General features: G+C 65.4%; 18 protein-coding genes. 11 read left to right on the top strand and 7 right to left on the bottom strand.

Features of this window, described 5'->3' with window-relative positions; all coding sequences use genetic code 11:
* Positions 1–4 precede the first annotated feature (4 nt).
* Complete coding sequence (locus J4G12_05785; GenBank protein ID MCE2455317.1) at positions 5–1,144, bottom strand: amidohydrolase family protein; 1,140 nt, start codon at positions 1,142–1,144, stop codon at positions 5–7.
* Positions 1,145–1,605: 461 nt separating this feature from the next.
* Between J4G12_05785 and J4G12_05780 the strand changes: the two genes are divergently transcribed.
* From J4G12_05780 to J4G12_05755, 6 genes are all read left to right on the top strand, one after another.
* Positions 1,606–2,205, top strand: a complete 600-nt coding sequence (locus tag J4G12_05780; protein ID MCE2455316.1) for a hypothetical protein — start codon at positions 1,606–1,608, stop codon at positions 2,203–2,205.
* Positions 2,205–3,362 (top strand): hypothetical protein, encoded by a 1,158-nt coding sequence (locus J4G12_05775; GenBank protein MCE2455315.1) that lies wholly within the window; start codon positions 2,205–2,207, stop codon positions 3,360–3,362. Before J4G12_05780 ends, J4G12_05775 begins: the two co-directional genes overlap by 1 nt.
* Before the next feature lie 169 nt (positions 3,363–3,531).
* Positions 3,532–4,821, top strand: a complete 1,290-nt coding sequence (locus J4G12_05770) for a PQQ-dependent sugar dehydrogenase (GenBank protein ID MCE2455314.1) — start codon at positions 3,532–3,534, stop codon at positions 4,819–4,821.
* A 238-nt stretch (positions 4,822–5,059) separates the two neighbouring features.
* Positions 5,060–5,263 (top strand): type II toxin-antitoxin system VapB family antitoxin, encoded by a 204-nt coding sequence (locus J4G12_05765; GenBank protein ID MCE2455313.1) that lies wholly within the window; start codon positions 5,060–5,062, stop codon positions 5,261–5,263.
* Positions 5,264–5,276: 13 nt separating this feature from the next.
* Positions 5,277–5,648 (top strand): PIN domain-containing protein, encoded by a 372-nt coding sequence (locus J4G12_05760; GenBank protein MCE2455312.1) that lies wholly within the window; start codon positions 5,277–5,279, stop codon positions 5,646–5,648.
* Positions 5,649–5,868: 220 nt separating this feature from the next.
* Positions 5,869–6,288 (top strand): hypothetical protein, encoded by a 420-nt coding sequence (locus tag J4G12_05755; GenBank protein ID MCE2455311.1) that lies wholly within the window; start codon positions 5,869–5,871, stop codon positions 6,286–6,288.
* Between the two features lie 74 nt (positions 6,289–6,362).
* Here J4G12_05755 and J4G12_05750 read toward each other — a convergent pair whose 3' ends face one another.
* The gene (locus J4G12_05750; protein ID MCE2455310.1) at positions 6,363–9,206 is read right to left on the bottom strand and encodes a TonB-dependent receptor; all 2,844 of its coding nucleotides are present in this window, start codon (positions 9,204–9,206) and stop codon (positions 6,363–6,365) included.
* 19 nt (positions 9,207–9,225) lie between these two features.
* Positions 9,226–10,068, bottom strand: coding sequence for a GLPGLI family protein (locus tag J4G12_05745; GenBank protein ID MCE2455309.1), 843 nt, complete (start codon positions 10,066–10,068; stop codon positions 9,226–9,228).
* Between the two features lie 290 nt (positions 10,069–10,358).
* On the opposite strand from J4G12_05745, the gene J4G12_05740 reads away from it, so the two are divergent.
* From J4G12_05740 to J4G12_05720, 5 genes are all read left to right on the top strand, one after another.
* A complete protein-coding gene (locus tag J4G12_05740; protein MCE2455308.1) occupies positions 10,359–11,465 on the top strand; it encodes an acyl-CoA dehydrogenase in 1,107 nt (368 codons plus the stop codon).
* A gap of 38 nt (positions 11,466–11,503) precedes the next feature.
* A complete protein-coding gene (locus tag J4G12_05735) occupies positions 11,504–11,725 on the top strand; it encodes a twin-arginine translocase TatA/TatE family subunit (GenBank protein ID MCE2455307.1) in 222 nt (73 codons plus the stop codon).
* Between the two features lie 13 nt (positions 11,726–11,738).
* Positions 11,739–12,575 (top strand): RNA methyltransferase, encoded by an 837-nt coding sequence (locus J4G12_05730; GenBank protein ID MCE2455306.1) that lies wholly within the window; start codon positions 11,739–11,741, stop codon positions 12,573–12,575.
* Complete coding sequence (locus tag J4G12_05725) at positions 12,572–13,357, top strand: inositol monophosphatase family protein (GenBank protein MCE2455305.1); 786 nt, start codon at positions 12,572–12,574, stop codon at positions 13,355–13,357. Before J4G12_05730 ends, J4G12_05725 begins: the two co-directional genes overlap by 4 nt.
* Positions 13,358–13,506: 149 nt before the next feature.
* Positions 13,507–14,844 carry a serine hydrolase gene (locus tag J4G12_05720; protein ID MCE2455304.1) on the top strand — a complete coding sequence of 446 codons (1,338 nt, stop codon included), beginning with the start codon at positions 13,507–13,509 and terminating at the stop codon, positions 14,842–14,844.
* 106 nt (positions 14,845–14,950) lie between these two features.
* On the opposite strand, the gene J4G12_05715 is transcribed toward J4G12_05720, so the two are convergent.
* Genes J4G12_05715 through nrfD form a run of 4 tightly spaced genes read right to left on the bottom strand, consistent with a single transcriptional unit; the run spans position 14,951 to position 18,807 of the window.
* Positions 14,951–16,282 carry a hypothetical protein gene (locus J4G12_05715; protein MCE2455303.1) on the bottom strand — a complete coding sequence of 444 codons (1,332 nt, stop codon included), beginning with the start codon at positions 16,280–16,282 and terminating at the stop codon, positions 14,951–14,953.
* A complete protein-coding gene (locus J4G12_05710) occupies positions 16,282–16,938 on the bottom strand; it encodes a cytochrome c (GenBank protein MCE2455302.1) in 657 nt (218 codons plus the stop codon). The genes J4G12_05715 and J4G12_05710 overlap by 1 nt, the downstream gene beginning before the upstream one ends.
* Positions 16,931–17,467: a DUF3341 domain-containing protein gene (locus tag J4G12_05705; protein ID MCE2455301.1), complete on the bottom strand. Its 537-nt coding sequence runs from the start codon at positions 17,465–17,467 to the stop codon at positions 16,931–16,933. Before J4G12_05705 ends, J4G12_05710 begins: the two co-directional genes overlap by 8 nt.
* A complete protein-coding gene (nrfD, locus tag J4G12_05700; GenBank protein MCE2455300.1) occupies positions 17,464–18,807 on the bottom strand; it encodes a polysulfide reductase NrfD in 1,344 nt (447 codons plus the stop codon). Before nrfD ends, J4G12_05705 begins: the two co-directional genes overlap by 4 nt.
* Positions 18,808–18,832: the final 25 nt, after the last annotated feature.

Raw genomic sequence — 18,832 nt, 5'->3', positions numbered from 1 at the left:
GCGGTCAACCTGTCCCGGGAAAGAGGCTGCGGTCGAGCCCGGGAACGATCCTGAGAGCGTTCTCGTAGTAGATCTTCCTGAGCACGGAGTCGGGCAGCCCCAGCCCGTACATCTGCCAGAACGCGTGATAGCGACGATAGTAGTCGAAGTAGTCGTCTTCCGTCTCGAAGACGCGAAAATAGGTGTGGAACTCCTCCTGGTTGTAGGAATCCTTGCCCATGAGCACCCTGTCCTGATACTCGATCAGCCACTCGCGGGCGAACCGGGGCTGGCGGCCCAGTTCGTAGACCACGGCCCCGAGCCCGACGTACATGTTGGGGATCTCGTCGAGGATCCGGCCCAACCGCTCGAGATCGTGCCCCAGCCACCCCAGATGGGCGGCGATGAAGTTGGTTTCAGGATGGTTGCGGAAGAGGTTGTGCTGCTCCCCGATGATTTGCTCGAAGGACGGGAAGCGGTCAGGCGGTCGGATGCGTCTGGGGCGGAGACGGAGCTCGAGCCAGCGTTCGTTGAAGCGGTCGTGGGGCTGCCAGAATTCAGCCGGGTCGGCCGAGTGGATCAGCACCGGAATGCCGAGTTCGCCCGCCTTGTCCCAGAGCGGGACCAGGCGCGGATCGTCGACCGGGATCCGGTCACCTGCAATGTCGCGATCCGCCATGCCGAGTCCCTTGAAGATCTTGAGGCCGGCGGCGCCGTTGCTCACGTCCTCCTCGAGCCGGGCTGCCGCTCGCTCGCCCCAGTCCGCCTCGCCCACCCCGAAGAAGGTCGTGTTGGCGAAGAATACGAATCTTCCCGGATGACGACCCGCCATGTTGGACAAACCGTTCACGAGCTCGGGGCCGGTGCCGCCCGACAGGTTCACCATCACGGCCATGTTGAGCTCGTCCATCTCCGCGACCAGGCCTCCGACGGCCTCCGCCGTCATCGAACCGCCGCGCTGATGTCCGTGGACGTCGACGAAGGGAAAGCGCGCCCGGGTCACGGGGTTCTCCGGAACGACCAGGGTGTTGCGCGGCTCGTACTCCACCACGGTGACGTCCTGCGGCGGCGGCGAGCTGGCGGGCAGGGCCTCGCCGGCTTCGGCATCGGCGCAGCCAAGGAGACACGAGGCGGCGAGTAGTGTCAGGCACCGGGTTCTCGACATGGTGATCCTCTCGTGGCGGGAGCGGAACCCCCTGGGAATCGCCGGCTCGCGACGGACGCGGACGGTCTTATGGACGCGGACGGTCTTATGCTCAAGTAAAGGAAACGATCCGGCGAGCCGGACGTCAAGGGGGCGTCGTAGTCGAAGGATGGTATGATCTTGGATGGGGGCCGTCGTGTGCCCCTGCGCTTTGGTGCTGTTGCGCGGCCGACGGACGAGTCCTGGCGCGCGGTGCAGATCGAAGGACCACCCCTTTCGTTTACGGCATACGGCACACATCCGAAACCACGGCTCTTGCCACTCTGGAGAGAACCTGTTACGATCCTCGCGGCAATTTCGATGGTCATCCCGACCTTCGAACCGTCACCACCTTCTGCTTGGGCCGAATGCCCGGGAGATGACATGCAATTTTTCGCCCCCCCCCCGCAAATGAGCTGACCGGCTGGCTCATCCGTCCGATCATGCTCGCCGTGATCGCCCTCCTCCCGCTCATCGGCGCTCCCGCCGATGCCTTCTCCGCAGCCGTGCAGGACCACCGGGTCACCGCCCGGTTCACCGATCCTCCGCTCGCGGTCGACGAGGCCATCCCACCGGTCTCTGATGCGACGCTGGGCTTGCTGCCCGGCGGGATTGCTCCCGCTCGCGGAACTGCGGTGGCCGTCGTGGATGTGGCTCCTGCGGTGTGCGCCGATGTCCGTGACATTGATGCCCGTGACGACGTTGAGGTTTCTGACACAGAGTCTGCCGGTGCCGCGCCCCACGCTTTCAAGGCAACGACAACCGGAAGCGCTGCTCTGGCCTCCAGCTTGGGGGTATGCGAGGAAGAGAAGAGTCTGGCAAATGTCGACTTCTGGATGTGGTTTGATCTGGCCGCCATGAGTGGTGAAGGGATGGATTACGAGCACACGTGCTATCTACAGGATCAACACTTGGTCACTGTCGTCTCGGTCGGGATCACCATCGGGCCCTTCACGATCGGCCCCTCGTTGTCATTTCAGGTGCTCGTATGCGACTACGGTTACTGTGGTTGGATTGCCTACCCCGTCGTCCAAGTGACCTGATGACCCTGCTGACCAGAACCGTCTTGGGAGCCATCGCTGTGCTTGCCGGCGGGGAGACCGCCTTCGCCCAGCAGATTCTCGAGATCGACCTCGGCTCCGGCAGGGACGTGATCAACGACGAGTGGAGGGCCATTCTCCCCGGCGGGCGCTTCCTCGTCGACCACGAACGCGACCTCCTGTACGCGGTCGACCTGGAGCACCCGGACGACGTCATGGGTTTCTCGCTTCTTACCGGTGAACCGGATCGTCTGGTACGGATACCGAAGGGCGAGGGTCCGCGCGAACTCCCCAGCACGGTCAGGGCGGTGTCGCAGGCATCCGCCGGAGGACTGTACGTCCTCGGTGACGGCCGGGTTCTGCACCTCGACTCACTGGGCCAGGTCGTCGAAGATTTTTGGCGGCCGGTGGTTCCGGGTGGCGGTTCCGCAGTGTGCGACCTCGGCGGTTCACCTGCCGTCCCGTCGTGGGGCGGAGTGGTCAGAAAGGGTCGCTCGGGGGACAAGATTCTTGGCGCCGGCGTCGTTCAGGGAGAGGCGCTCCCCTTCCACGGGACCGTGCAGGAAATCGTAGCTAAGGTTACCAGTCGGCCTACCTCGATGTTCTGCATTGGCGAGTCGGCCTACACCGTGGCCGCCTTCGAGGATGCCGCGGACACGGTGTTCAGCTACAGCCTGAACGGTGGGGAGGGAAAGATTCTTCCCCCGTCCGAGTTCGCCGAAGGCCGGGTCCCGTGGAATCGGAAACTGCGCCTGGCAGGAGACGGACACGGCAACCTGGTGCTGGTCAGGGGAATTGTCCTCGAAGTCGCGGGCGCGGTGATCGACCCCCGGAGCGGTTGCTACGCGGTGATACGGATAAACGACCCGAATCCCACCATCTCATTCGGAGGCATCGTGGAGGACAGCGCCTTGGTCTTGTACAAGGACTATGAGGATACCGTCCGGAACGGCCGGCCGACTCGGACGGTGCTCTACACCTCAGGCCTGGTCAAACTGCACCCGATTCGGCGGATAAGCGGCGAGGCCTGTCCGGGGATGTTTCCGTCACTGACCTCGGAGTCCCAACGGTCTGAGCACGAGAATGACCCGGCTCTGGGGGCCGGCACCGACCCGACCGAAACCGACATCGTTGTTCGGGAGCGTCGGCGTCCCTCGTAACGGCGAGGTGTACTCCGGCGGCGCAGGTCCTCGCTGCGCCGCCGGAGCTACGGCAGGCGGGGCAAAGTCGCTGACGAACGCGACGGGTTAGCCGCCCGCCCTTGGAATACTCTCCAGCCTCCGGCGTATACCAACGCTGTGGTGACCGTTTCCTCGCCGACGATTCCCGATGCTCAGACCAAACCGCTTGTCCCTCGCAGCCGCGGCCGCGCTCGCGCTGGCCGCGTGCGGAGGCGACACCCACGCCCCGGAGGTGACGACCGAACCTCCGCCCACCTCGCTCTGCGATCGCTCCATAAACGTCCCGGACGGATTCTGCGCCCGCGTCTTCCACACTGGCGTGGGCGCGGCCAGGCAACTCGCGGTCGCGGCCAACGGCGACGTCTTCGTCGCGATCAGGAATTCGAGCAGCCGAGGCGGGGTCGTGGCCCTCCGCGACACCGACGGCGACGGTCGCGCCGATCTGACCGAACGCTGGGGCGACAACGGTGGAAGCGGGATCGCGCTGGGTGCGGAGACGCTCTATCTCGCCACCGAGTCCTCCGTGCTCCGCTACGCGCTCGCTTCCGGTTCGCTCACCCCCGTCGGGACGCCGCAGGTGGTGGTCTCCGGCCTCCCCGCCAACCGCAACCACCGCCACAAGAGCGTCGCGCTCCACCCCGACGGTTGGATCTTCGTCGGCATCGGCTCTCCGGGGAACGCCTGCCAGGACCCGCCGCGCACTCCCGGCGTGGCCGGCAAGGACCCCTGCGACGCACTGGAACGCCGCGCGGGCGTCTGGCGTTTCAGGACTGACCTCACAGGGCAGGGGCAGTCCGACGGCGTCCGGTTCGCCACCGGGGTTCGCAACGCGGCCGCGCTCGCCGTCCACCCGACGACGCACGAGCTCTACTCGGTGGTCCATGGTCGGGATCAGTTGCGTGAGCTCTGGCCCCAGTTCTACAGCTCCCAAGAGGGATCCGAGAATCCGTCCGAGGAGTTCGTCCACCTCACGGAAGGCGCGGATTTCGGCTGGCCCTACTGCTACCACGACCCCGGCGCGAACCGGAAGATTCTGGCGCCGGAGTACGGCGGCGACGGATCCGCCCAGGGGCGTTGCGCGGACGTCGATTCCCCGGAGCTCGGGCTACCGGCTCACTGGGCGCCGAACGCAATGGCGTTTTCGGTCGGAGAGCCCTTGCCGGAGGAATACCGTGACGGCGCCTTCGTAGCCTTCCACGGTTCCTGGAACCGATCTCCCGTCCAGGGCGGCTACAGCGTGGTCTGGGTTCCATTCCGGAACGGAAGCCCGACCGGAGACTGGGAGGTCTTCGCCGACGGCTTCTCCGGCGGCCAGGTCACCTCGCCGGCGCAGGCCGCCTACCGCCCGACGGGCGTGGCGGTCGGGCCCGACGGAGCGGTGTACGTGAGCGACTCCAAGGTCGGACGGATCTGGAGAATCGGACTGGCGGAGGGTTGACGCGGGTAGAAAGCTACCGGTAGCCCTCGAAGCCGAGCGGACGCGGTTCGGGGCGGCGAAAGGAGCGGCCAGGGTGAGCTCCCATTCAGTGTCCGGCCAGACAGTGAATACCACGTCGCCGACCGGCAAGCATGCGGGTACCCCATAAGGGCCGGCCCCGTCGAACCCCCGTGTCGTATCCCCTCGGCGGAATATTCTGATCGTTGCGTGATATTCTCATTCCTATTATTCTGTAACCATGAAGACCACCGTAGATATTCCCGATCAGGAATTGGCGGATGCGATTCGCTTCACCAAAGCGAAGACGAAGCGGGAAGCGGTCGTCGGCGCAATCGTGTATTTCAACCAGCGCATGCGAATGGCGGAACTCGCCAGGTACGCAGGAACCTGCCCCGACCTGATCACTCCCGAAGAACTTCAGGCAGCTAGGCGGCGGGGATGAACGATTGATACTCGTGGACACGTCGTCCTGGATTCACCTGCTTCGCCCGAATGGCGACACCGCCGTCCGTGCTCGCGTACAGGCGGCACTCAAGAGCGGGGAAGCCTGTTGGTGCCCCATTGTGCAGCTCGAACTCTGGAACGGCGCCCGGGGTGCCCGAGAGCGAAAGGTGTTGCGAGAGTTCGCTCGAGTGCTGCCGGAGGCACCGATCGACGCCGACGTGTGGACCACGGCGTTCGGGTTGGCAGCGCAGGCTCGGACCCGAGGGGTGACGGTTCCGGCTACTGATGTCTTGATTGCCGCATGCGCTCTCCAGCACGACGCCGAACTCGAGTCCGCCGATTCCGACTTCGAAAAGCTGGGGTCGGTCGGGCGACCGCTGTGAACAGGCCGGAATCCCATGGAGTCTACCGATGCTGGGTGAAGCGGCCCCGCACCCATGACCCGATCCCGCAACACCGCTCCGGTCCTAGGGTCGAGCGTCGCCGCCGCTTGCCGGGGGCGCACCTCCCAAGGTAGTATTAGGGTCTCGGTACGCGGATCGATTCGCAATCTCACTTTGGGAGAACTCTACAATGCCCTCTGCACGAAATATCGGAGCAGCCGTGGTCGGTTGGATCGCCATGACCGCGCTCGTGTTCGGTCTCATGTCCGCCCTATGGACGATCCTCGGCCCGGACGGAGCCTTTCAGCCGGAAGCCTGGGATGTTTCATCGGGCTGGATCGTGGGGTCGATCGCGGTCGGGCTGGCGGCGGCTGTGGCGGGCGGCGCGACCTGCGCGAAGATCTCGGACGGGCCGGCGGGACTTTGGATACTGGTGGGCATCGTGATCCTGACCGGGATCCTCTCTGCGTTCCTCCAGATGACCGAACCCGGCACCGCACCGGGACCGCGTCCCGTAGACGTGGACATGGCGGCCGCCATGACGACGGCACGGCAGCCCATGTGGATGGCTTTCGTCAATCCCGTGCTGGGCGTCGTCGGCGCGGTATTCGGCGCCCGGCTCGTTGGAAGGCGAGGGTAGGAGGTTAGTAGGCGGCCCCGCATCCATGACGCGATTCATCAACACTGCGGGGCCGAGCGTGTCTATCCCCCCCGCTACCTCCGTCCTCTCCCCATGCGCATGAGATTCGTGCCCAGCCGGTAGTCGAGGCGGAGCATGATCAGACGCCCGAGGGAGGTCGAGCGGCTCTCCTGGATGTAGTTGGCGGTGTTCGCGATGTCGATGCCTTGGTTCTGGTCGAGAATGTCGGACACCCCCAGCACCAGCGACACGCGGTCGTTCATCAGACGCTTTGAGAGCTCGGCGTTCCAGAAAACCGCGTTCTCGACCTGGATCTCCGCTCCCTCGCCGAGCACGTCCTGGTCGTACACCTGGTAGCGCGCCGCCGACTCCAGCTCCCATCCGTCCCCGAAGTACAGGGTGCCCGTGGTCGAGTAGCTGCTGTTCATGTAGGTGCGGTTGAGCTCCTCGTTCAGGGAGTAGCGCACGTCGTTGAAGTTGAATTCCGCAGACGCCCTGATGTCGATCCGGTCCTTGGAGCGGTTGTCGATCCCGATCTCGACGCTGTTGCCCATCACCCGGTTGTCGTTGGCAAGCAGGTTGATCCGCTCGCTCGACTCCGCCCAATCGAAGCGATAGTCGAGGTCCAAGTCGAGTCCCAGCCTGCGCACCGGGGTACCGAAGTTGACCCCGACGTTCGTATTCCAGGACGACCCCAGATTTATGGGCGTCCGAGTCTGGAAACCGCGCTCGTCGAAGGTGCGCGCGGTGGAAATGTCGTTGTGCGTGTACGTAAATCCGGTGTAGGTGAAGATGTTCAGGAAGCTGAACTGGTCGAAAAAGCGATAGTCCGCCCTGATCCGGTGTCTGTATTCGGGTTGCAGGTCCGGGTTACCGACGTAGACGTTGAGCGGGTTGGTGTTGTTCGAGTAGGGTTGGAGCTGGTTGAGGGAAGGCTCCCGCGTCGATCCGCCGTAGCTGAGGGTGACGGTGTGCCCGTCCTTGGGCTGGCTCTTGTACTCCAGATTGGAGATCAGGTGGGTGTATCCGTTCTCGATGCTCTCGTCCCTGCCGACGACAGTGCCGTCGAGATTCGAGCGCTGGACCTGCAGGCCGAGCGTGGCCCAAGAGCTTTCGTTGCTGTGGCTGAAACGGGCCCCGCCGCGCAGGTATGAGTAGGCACGCTCGAAGCCGGAGCTCTGCTGCGGGTTGAGTACGTAGGATCCGTTCAGAAGATCGCTCACCCGATTGTCGCGATCTTCCAGGGTCGCGTTGCGACGAGCGAAGAGTTCTAGCGTGTTGCCTTCGGTGAGGGGCTGGGTCAGAGAGAGACGAACCGAATTGCTCCAGGTCTGCCCGTCGAGCGACTGGAACTGATTGATCTCCCGTATCCCGTCACCGGCGCGATCGACGCCGGTCAGGGTCGAGACGAGGTCGGTGGAGTCGTCGGTCTCCTCGAAGCTGCTGCGCACCTCCGCTATCAGGCTCTGTCCGTTCTCCCGCAGCCGCTTGCGCCAGGTCAGCGTGCCGCTCCCGTTCAGCTCGTCGGAATCGGAATTGTTGTCCGTGATCGCCGAGTTGATGAGATCCCCCACCAGCGAACGCGTCACCTCGGCGGACTGCATCGACGAGAAATTGGACCGAAGGCCGCCGTTCATTCGCAGACGGAGATCGTGACCCTCCGAGAACGACACCTGCGCGTTGAGGTTCAGCCTGTGGTTGAGGTTGTCGCTGGCGCGTCGGCTCGTCTCGTCCGAGAACGTGCCGGCGGTCGGGCCGATGAGGCCGCTCCGCTGCAGGGCCTGGTCGCTCAGGTTCTCGGCGTTGTTGAAGAAGTAGCTCCCCCTGAGCCAGTTGTCCTCCCCGAAGTCACGACTGCCGTTCAGTCCCAGGTTCAGGCTCTCCGTGAATCCGCCGCCGCCTCCGCCGATACCGGAACCGGAGCTGAAGGCCCCACCCCGGGCGCCGACGGAAACCACCCCGGCCCGGCCGACGTTGTTGCCTGCCGCGATCAACGTCACCTGGGTTTCCGGAGAAAAGCGGTTGAGGTTGAGCGAACCGCTGTACCGGGCTCCCTCGCCCGAAGGTCCGGTAGTGACCTCGGGGAAGTCGACGAGGGCCGGAACGCCTCCCATGCCGTTGCCGAGGGCTCCGCCGGCGTTTCCGAAGTGGCCCACCTTCGCCTCTTCCCGGAGCTTGAGGTCTATGGTGCGCTCGTCGTCGCCGTCCGCGATCCCCGTGAACTCGGCCATGTCGGACTGCTTGTCGTAGACGTCGACTTGCTTGATCGCGTCGGCGGGGAGGTTGCGGGTGGCGACCGTCGGGTCGCCGCCGAAGAACTCCTTGCCGTCCACGAGGACCTGCTCCACGTCCTCTCCTTGGGCCGTGATCGAGCCGTCGTCGTCCACTTCGATTCCCGGAAGTCTGCGAAGGAGGTCCTCCACCGTGGAGTTGGGCGGCGTCTGGAAGGCCATCGGATTGTAGGAAAGCGTGTCGCGGGTGTTGACGAAGGGAACGTGCTCCACGCTCACCACGAGTTCGTCCAGCTCCAGGGCGGTTACCACGAGGTTGACCTCCCCGGCGTCGAGATCCGAGTCGATGATGGCGAAATCCCGTCGGAAAGGCGCATATCCGATCATTGTGACCTGGAGGATGTACTCTCCGGGCCCGAGCCCGCTCACGATGAAGTTGCCCTCCGCGCTGGTGAGGCTGTAGCGCGCGAGCACCGAATCCGGCCGCGTCAGCGCGACCACCATCGCGTTCTCGACCCCTCCGCCTAAGGAGTCGGCCACCACACCGCGGACCTGGTACTCCTGCGCGGCCAGCGAGTCCGCCACCGGACCGCCGAGGAGCGCCGACCCGGCGAGCGCTAGGACGAGCCCGACACTCGATCCCGCTCTGGCGCATCCCGCCCCGATCTTCCGCACGTCTGTCCACATCGTCTTCAAGCAGTTCATCCTATCCACGCCCCCGACGCCTTGTGCTCCTTAGTTCTTCGGCTTTCTCTTCAGCGATCTTCGTGAAATCCTCCAGCGACATCTCTTCGCCGTCCTCAGGTGGCGTTACCGATCCTTCAGCCACCTCGCCCAGCTTGATCTCGGTCGCGAAGTACTGCTCGCGCCCTTCATCGATGTTGAGGACGAGGATCATGCCCGGGAGCCCCCCGTAAGCCCCAGGCCCGCCTTGGACGGGAATCTCGGGGGTGAACCAGGCCTCGACGACGGAGCCGTCGACATCGGCCGTCGCCTTTATCACCATGTGCCCCTCGTGTATCGCCTGCTCGGCGGTCATGCGCCAGTCGATGTCCGCAGCTTCGGCGGGAATCCGGAACTTACGCCCGAGCAGGTCGCGGGTCTCGATAATCTCGCCGGTCTCGAAGCTCCGGAAGGTGTTCAACACCACGCCCATGTTGGCCGCCCCTCCTCCTGCCGGACCGCCCCCGCGCATCGCCTCGAGGGCGCCGAGTTCGATGTTGACCCTGCGGTCGCTTCCGCGGACGACGATATCTCCTCCTCCGCCTCTGCGGCGAAACTCCACCCTGCCTGCGGCGGGACCGCCGCGCCCTCGGCCGCGTTCCAAGGTCGTGTTCGACGCTTCGCCGGTGAAGCGCACGAGCATCGTCCGTTCCCGCGACTCGGGCATCCTGTCCCTGAACGCCGCCATCTCGGGAGGAAGATCGAACTCCAGCTTGACGGTGTGCGTGTAAGTGATCTCACCCGATGTCTGAGCGACCGCGGGGGAGACGCCGAGAGCCGCGACGGCGATTGCCGTAAGAACTGAAGAGAAGGCCGGTACTTTCATGCTTTTTCGTCCGAAAGGCGGATCGAGAATCCCGGAAGCGTCTTCCGAAGCCCCCGGAGCGTGTCGTCCATTAGACAGCCCACCCACGTAAAACGTTAGAGGTTCGGGGCAGCGGCTTCCGAACTCGCAGCCGCAGATCGGGGTAGATGTTGGCGTCGCGCACTCCTGGTGCGTGCCGACGCCCGCTGCCGCGCCCCTTCCCCTCCCCTCATCCGCCTCGAAGACACTTGCCGACCGTGGACACCGCCATCGTCAATCCCGGCCTCACTCTCCTGAACGAGGAGGAGACCATGTTCCGCGACGCCGTTCGAGGTTTCGTCGAGACCGAGATCGCGCCTCGCGTCGACGAGATGGAACGAGCGGGCAGGATACCGCCCGACGTTATCGAGCAATTGTTCGGGATGGGGCTGATGGGTGTCGAGATTCCGGTGGAGATGGGAGGTGCGGGAGCGAGCTTCTTCACCACGGTCCTCGTGGTCGAGGAGCTTTCGCGCGTGGATCCGTCGGTCGGGGTCTTCGTGGATGTCCAGAACACGCTGGTCGCGAGCGCGATCATGCGCTGGGGGAGCGAGGAGCAATGCGCCTGGTTGTTGCCGCGACTGGCCGCTGACACCGTAGGAGCCTATTCGCTCTCTGAGGCCGGAAGCGGCTCCGACGCCTTCGCGCTGCGCTGCCGCGCCGTTAAGGACGGTGGCGACTGGGTGCTGAACGGGCGCAAGATGTGGATCACCAACGGTGGAGAGGCGTCCTTCTTCATCGTTTTCGCCACGGTGGATCCGGGGGCCGGCTACAAGGGCATCACCGCGTTCCTCGTCGAGCGCGATGCATCCGGGGTCACGGTGGGCAAGCACGAGGACAAGCTCGGCATCCGGGCGTCTTCGACCACCGAGCTCGTTATCGAGGATGTTCGGGTATCGGGAGCAAGAGTGCTCGGAGAGGTCGGTCGAGGCTACCAGGTCGCCATCGAGACTCTCAACGAAGGGCGGATCGGGATCGGAGCTCAGATGGTCGGTCTGGCGCAGGGCGCGCTCGATCACACCGGGCGCTACGTCAAGGAACGGGAGCAGTTCGGACGCCCGGTAGCCGACTTCCAGGCCGTGCAGTTCCAGGTGGCCGAGATGGCTACGGAGATAGAGGCGGCGCGCCTTCTCGTCTATAACGCGGCCCGGCTCAAGGATTCGGGGCGACCCTATCGCATCGAGAGCGCGATGGCCAAATTGAAATCGTCCGAGGTTGCCCAGAGCGTGGCGTCCATCTGCGTGGACCTTCACGGAGGTTACGGGTTCTCCAAGGAATATCCGGTCGAAAAGCTCTATCGGGATGCCAAGATCGGCACCATCTACGAAGGAACGTCGAATATGCAGAAGCAGACCATAGCCAGAGCGATTCTCGGATGAGCGGCCCGATGCCCGGGAGCACGACGCCCGGAGGCCCGATGTCCGGAGGCGACGTTCTGGAACCGCACCTGGCGATCACCTTCGGTCCCCTGGAGATCGGGATCGTCCTCGCCATCCTCATACTGTTCTTCGGCGCGAAGAAGCTACCCTTGCTCGCCCGGGGTCTGGGTACGGGAATCCGCAACTTCAAGGGGGCGCTCACCGCACCGCAGGACGACGCCGAGCCCGAGATCACGGAGGTCGAACACGGACCGAAGTGACACGCCGACGAAAGTGACGCGCCGAGAACCGGCCGCGTTGGACAACCTCGTCGTGGTGCTCGATCATCCGAAGCGCCTCGTCAACATCGCGGGTGTGGTTCGGGCGATGATGAACTTCGGAGTCGGCTCCCTCAGATTGGTCGAGCCGGACTCCTTCGACCCGCATCGCGTCGAGGGGATCGCGCACAGGAGCGAAACTCTGGTCGCCGCCGCCACGATGCACTCGAGCCTTGCGGAAGCTCTGGCCGATTGCGTCTGGGTGCTGGGATCGACCGCGCGACCCCGGACCGAAGGTCGCAACTACCTGCGCCCGCGAGCTGCCGCGCACCGCTTGGTGAAAGCGCTGGAACCGGACGTTCATGGCGGGGGGCACGACGCTGGAGCCCGGGTCGCGATCGTGTTCGGAAGGGAAGACCGCGGGCTCACCAACCAGGATCTCGATCTCTGCCACGCGACCGTGGTCGTCCCCACAAGCCCGGAGCGCCCGTCGCTCAACCTGGCACAGGCGGTGCTGCTTCTGCTTTACGAAGTGTTCCTGGCCGCTCGCGCACCCAGACCCCCGCTCGTCGAGGGCAGGAGAGCCGAAAGACCCCCGACCCACGAGGAGATGGAGGCGACATACGCGGCGCTCGAACAAGGACTGGCGAGCATCGACTTCTTCAAGGCGAGAAGACCGAGCGCGATCATGCGCACCCTCCGCACCGTAATCGGACGGGCACGACCGGATCTCCGCGAAGCGCGACTCCTGGCGGCCATCGGACACGAGGTCCGTCACGTCGTGAACCGGCGGGTCGACGGGAGTCGGCCGGGCGCGAGTCACGCCGACGGTATCGAGAGTCCTAGTCCATGACGAATGCCGGGATTCGGCTCGTGGGCGAGTTGCTCGAGGTCGCCGAAGAGCTGTCCAAGGAGGCCGGGCGGCTTACGCTCCTTCACTTCGGCCTCGCGCTCGACTTCGAGAACAAGTCGGACGGATCGCCCGTCACCGAAGTGGACCGCGCTGCGGAGCGGCTTCTCCGACGCGGCATCTCCTCTCGCTACCCGGCGCACGGAATTTTGGGCGAGGAGTTCGGAGAATCCGACCCGGGGGCGGAGGTTCGCTGGATACTCGACCCCATCGACGGCACCCTCTCGTTCATGCGCGGCGTTCCGCTCTACGGAGTGCTGATCGGAATCGAAATGGAAGGCGAAGCCGTCGTCGGAATAGCCCACTTTCCGGCGCTCGGCGAGACCGTGGCCGCAGGCCGCGGACTGGGCTGCACCTTGAACGGGAAGCCGTGTCGGGTCTCCGAAGTGGCCGAACTCGCCGAAGCGGTCGTTTGCACCACGGACGAAAAAGCGAACGCCGCAGGCCGAGCCGCAGTGGGCTGGACCGAACTCAGAACGCGCTGCGGGCTCGCCCGCACCTGGGGCGACGCCTACGGCCACGCGCTGGTTGCGACCGGCAGGGCCGATGTTCAGGTCGATCCGCGCCTCCATCTCTGGGACGCCGCTCCCCTGCTGCCCATTCTGACCGAGGCAGGCGGGCGCTTCACCACGCTCGAAGGAGAAGCCACCATCCGCGGTGACTCGGGAGTCAGCTCGAACGGCCTCCTCCACGACGAGGTTCTGGACGTGCTGGGGAGCGTTTAGCAACCCGTGGACGAAGCCTGCTGCGGCAGCGCGACGCCGCCTCCGCGCTGGACGCTTGCGCTAAGTGCTCGCGAGAATCTCGCCGCACGGGCCGCCGGGTCGTGAGAGCTTCGGTTCCCCGGATGCCGGCCGCGCGTGGAGCCGGGAAGATGATCGCCACGATCGTCGGAGTCCTGTCGGTCGCGACCCTTGCCGGCCAGGGATGTTCGTCCGATACGCTCGAATCCGAACGACTTGACCGATTCCGGGCGGCCGAACGCGAGGTGGCGGCGTGGATCGAGCGGGGGGAACTGGCGGGCGCGGTGCTGCTGGCTCGACATCATCCCGACCCCCCGGGACCGTGGTCGCGGCGCGAGCGGCTTCCCTTGGAAATGTCGTCTGCCCTCGGCCACGCCAGCGCGTTCCGTTTCGACGGCGGCAGGTTGGACGAACCGGTGCCCATGACCGCCGGGACGATCTTCGACCTCGCCTCGATCACCAAGGTCGCGGCCACCACGATGAGCACGATGGCTCTTGTGGATCGGGGGCTGGTCGATCTCGACGCCCCGGTCGCCGACCACCTGCCCGACTTCACCGGCGGGGGCAGGGAGCGGATCACCGCTCGACACCTGCTCACCCACCGCTCCGGGCTCGCGCCCTGGTGGCCGGTCTACTACCACGCCGAAGACCCCGACGCCGCCTACGCCTTCGTGCATCGTCACCCGCTCGTCGGAATCCCGGGAGCGGAGCGCCGCTACTCCGACCTCGGCTTCATGCTGCTCGGCAGGCTGGTCGAGACGGTTAGCGGCAAGCCCCTCGACCGATTCGCCTTCGAGGAGCTATACCGCCCGCTCGGACTCCGGGCCACCGGCTTCCGGCCGCTCGACCGGGGGTCCGCTTCACAGCCGAACGACACCCGCATCCGACCGTCACCGGCCGACGATCGGCCGCCATCCGCCGAGACGGCACGTTCGCTCCCCGTCTTCGCCGCAACCTCCCGCGGCAATCCCTTCGAGCGGCGCATGGTGCACGACGCGGCCTTCGGATACCGGATCGATCTCGATCCGCTGGCCTGGAACGGGTGGAGGGAATACACCCTCGTGGGCGAAGTCAACGACGGCAACGGTTTCCACGCTTTCGGCGGCGTCGCCGGACACGCCGGACTCTTCTCCACCGCCGGCGAGCTCGCGACACTCGTAGGCCTCATGCTGACAGCAGGGCGCTACCGCGACCGGCGGTTCTTCGGCTCGGAGACCGTGCGCGAGTTCCTCGAAGACACCGGCGAAGGGCAGGCGCTGGGCTGGCAACTCCCGGACTACGCCCCGCCCGCCAGCTTCGGGCACACCGGATTCACCGGCACTCTGGTTTTGGCCGTGCCCGCTCGCCGGATGGTGATCGTGCTCCTGACCAACCGGCAGCATGCGGGGGTGGGCGCCGACGGGCGTTATCCCGACATCGGTCCGCTGCAGAGGAAGGTGGTCGAGATTCTGACGGAAACCGCAGGGTAAGGTTCGGCTCCGCGTCAGGCCACCGGGCAGCGGCGCATCGCAGTCTTGCCTTCCGCCAGGCACACGGGCCGCAAGTCCTTTCCGGCTCCCGACATCGTCATGGCCTTCACCCCTCGGCCCCCGCCGGCGCAGGAGCGTGCAGCTCGGCCTCGAGCGGCTCGGGATCGGGCTGCGGCTGCCAGAGCTGAACCGCGGGGAAGGTGCGCAGGAACCACCTCACCGCCCACAGATAGAGACCCAGGAAGAGACATCCGATGGCCGGATGCCAGATGGTGAAGATCGGGTCGCCTTCGTGCCAGAGCGACGGAGCGACGAGCCCGTAGCGCTCCAGCCAGATGCCAACCAGAGCCACCACGCAGAAGAACGCCAGCAGGCCCGGCACCCGCTTCGACTTCCGTCCGATCAGTCCGACGAACGGGATCAGGAAGCAGCAGGCGAGCACGGCGAGCGAGAACGGACCCCAGGACTCGGGATAGGATCGGCGCACGATCCAAGCCTGCTCCCACGGAAGTTTGGCGTACCAGATCACCAGGTACTGGCTGAAGAAGAGGTAGGTCCAGAAGACGCAGAAGGCAAAGGCGAGCTTGCCGATGTCGTGGCGCTGCTGGAGCCCGATCTCACGACTGAGATAAGGGTCCCTGGTGCGCAGATGGAGACTCCACAGCGCGGTGGACGCCACGCCTGTCCAGAAGGCTCCCATGAAGAACCACGGCCCGAACATGGTGCTGAACCAGTGGGGCTCCAAGGACATCGCCCAGTCGTAGGAGAAGATGCTCATCACCACGGCGTAGACCAGGATGATGGCGGGTCCGAGCACGGTCATGCGCCTGTACGACACCGCCTCTTCCTCGGCCTGCCCCATCCAGCCTCTGGTGAGCTCCCGCCGCCAGAAGCTCCGCCGGGCGGCCTCCCTGCCGCTTCCCTCGCTTGGATCGGTGTCGGACCCCAGGTCGGGTCGGACCGCGTGCCAGACGAAATAGACGGCCATGCCGAAGAGGAGGAGAGCGCCGACCGCGTTGCGCGCGACCAGGAATGGCCGGTTCAGGTAGGCCGCCTTGTTCTGGACGATGTGATCGTCGGCCATCATCGCGATCCAAGGGAAGTAGTTCTCCCCGAGGAAGAGCAGCATGGGCACAAGCAGGAGAAACGATATGGGCAGGAAGGCGACCGCCGCCTGCGAGATCCGGCGCATCGGCCAGTTCCACTTCGCCTTGACCACCCAGGTCACCACCGCCAGCAAGACCGAGCCCATGGCGACGCTGGTGAAGAAGAGCCAGTTGCTCACGTACGAGATCCACGCCCCTCGGGGATCCTCGATCAGACGATAGACCAGAGCGACCAGCCCCACGACCACTAGCCCCGCTACCGCCGTGCGACCCCGAGCCGACGGCTCCAGGTAACGTCGCTCGATGCTGTCGGGAACTTGATGGTGCGCCATCAGTTGCCTGCCTCGCCCTGGTCCCCGGGCTCCGGAAGATTTCCGGCCTCGCGCTGGAGCCTGCGCACGTAGTTCACCACGCGCCAGCGATCGAAATGGGTGATCCTGCTACCGTATTCCGGCATCCCCGCTCGTCCCACCCTCACGATGGCGTAAATGTACTGGTCGCTGTAGCCGGCGACGCCGGATCCCGAGATGTTGTAGGCGGGCAGCACGAGGTGCTTGTCGGCGATGTAGGCGTTCGCGCCCACCCCGTCCGGACCGTGGCACACGACGCAGAAGCGCAGGTAAATTTCCTCGCCCCGCGCCAGGTCGTCCGGGTCGTCGGGGTCGATCGGGTTCACGAGCCCCTGGATCGCCTCGCCGCCCACTCCGGGCACGCCCAGGTCGAGCTGCGTGAATGGCGGAACGTCGGCGCCTTCGGCCTGGCCCAGGTTCACGTCGCCGGGAGCGACGGGGTAGTTGCCGGAGGCGAAAGCCACCGAATTGTCGGGGACTCCCCGAGTGTTCTCGTAAGGATCGAAGGAGCGCTGGTCGCGCATGCTCCGACCGAAGACCGCCACCATGGCGTCGTCGAGCGGCTTGCAGCCGGACGCCGCGACGAGCGCGAGCCCGGCTACTACCAGCATCCTCCATGCTCCGGCGGCCCTAGTCATGGTCGGCCTCCCCTTCAGCGGCATCTTCGCCCTCCCTCAGCTCCGCCGGCTCTTCGTCCTCCAAAATGCGGCGCGCCTCCTCGAAACGCCCTGGCGGCGCCTCCACGTAGACGCCGTAGCGTCCGGCGGTGAACTCGGGGTCGTAGATGACCGGGGGCCGCAGGTTCGGCATCCGCGAGAGCACGAAGAGACCGATGACGGTGGAGAGAGCTCCGAAGAGCACGGTGAGCTCGAAGCCGATCACTACGAACGCCGGGATCGACACGATCGGCTTCCCGCCCACCACGAGCGGCCAGTCGACGGAGGTGAAGATCGAGATGCCGAAGCCGGCGGCGGTGCCGGTGAGCGCTCCTACCAGGGTCCACACCCGCACGGGACTCTGCCCGTAGCCGAGTGCGTCCTCGATGTGATGCTCGGGATAGGGGCTGTACGCCTTCACCGCGAACTTGGCCTTGCGCAGACGTCGGATGGCGTTGACGGTCGAGTCGAGGTATTCGTAGGAGGCAAGCAGTGCTCGTCGCGCGCTCACAGGGTCACCTCCTTGCCCGCGGGTGAGGCCACGCCGGGCGCCGCGACGGCTCCGGAGCCTACGGGAGACGATCTCCTCCCCTTGAAGGCGGGCGGAATGACCTCCTTCAGCTCCTGGATGGCCACCGGCGGTAGCAGACGGGTGAAGAGCAGGAACCAGAACCCGAACCAGCAGAACGAGCCAAGCAGGATCCCGATCTCCACGATCGAGGGTTGGTAGATGCCCCACGCGAAGGGCTCGTACTCGTGGTGCAGCGAGGTGACCACGATGACGTAGCGCTCGAACCACATCCCGATGTTGATGAAGATCGAGATCACGAAGAGCGCCGGTATCGAGTGGCGAACCCGCCTGAACCAAAGCATGATCGGGACGAGTCCGTTGCAGGTGAGCATGGTCCACGAAGCCCACCAGTAATCGCCGAATAGGCGGTTCCAGAACGCGGTGCGCTCGATCTCCTCTCCGCTGTACCACGCCATGAAGAACTCCGAGAGGTAGGCGTAGAGCACGATGAGAGAGGTGAGCAGGCAGAGCCGCGCCATCATGTCGAAGTGGCGGACCGTCAGGTAGGCCTCGAGCCCGAAGACCTTGCGCAGCGGAACCACCAGCGTGATGACCATGGCCACGCCGGAGAAGATGGCGCCGGCCACGAAGTAGGGCGCGAAGATGGTCGCATGCCAGCCCGGGACGATCGACATGGCGAAATCCCACGAGACCACGGAGTGGACCGAAAGCACCAGCGGCGTCGCGAGAGCGGCCAGGAAGATGTAGGCCTTGCCGAAGTGGTGCCACTGCCGGTCGGTGCCCTGCCAGCCCAGCGAGATGACCCGGTAGAACCTCCTGCGCAGACCGCGCGCCTTGTCTCTCGCGGCGGCAAGGTCGGGGATGGTACCCAGGAAGAAGAAGACCGCCGAAACGGTGAAGTACGTCGTGACCGCGAAGACGTCCCAGACCAGGGGCGACTTGAAGTTGGGCCACAGGAAGCGCGAGTTCGGATACGGGATCAGCCAATAGGCGTGCCAGACCCGCCCCACGTGGATGAGCGGGAAGAGACCTGCCGTCATGACCGCGAAGACCGTCATCGCCTCCGCCGCGCGGTAGATGGACTGACGCCACGGGGCGCGGAATAGGAAGAGGATCGCCGAGATGAGAGTACCCGAGTGGGCGATACCCACCCAGAAGACGAAGGTCGTGATGTACACGCCCCAGCCCACCGGCGAGTTCAGCCCCGAAACGCCGATCCCCTCGTATATCTGATATCCCCACGAGCCGAGGAAGACCAGGACCCCGGTCGCGGCGATGGCAAAAAGCCTCCACCAGCCCTTGCCGGGCCGGGAGAGCATCTTCAGGACATCGCGATTGACCTCG

Source organism: Gemmatimonadota bacterium (assembly GCA_021295815.1).
In the GTDB taxonomy this organism is placed as follows: Bacteria; Gemmatimonadota; Gemmatimonadetes; order Longimicrobiales; family Gaopeijiaceae; genus JAGWBQ01.
Note: the sequence above shows the minus strand (reverse complement) of the source record. Positions and strands in the feature narration are given on the sequence as shown.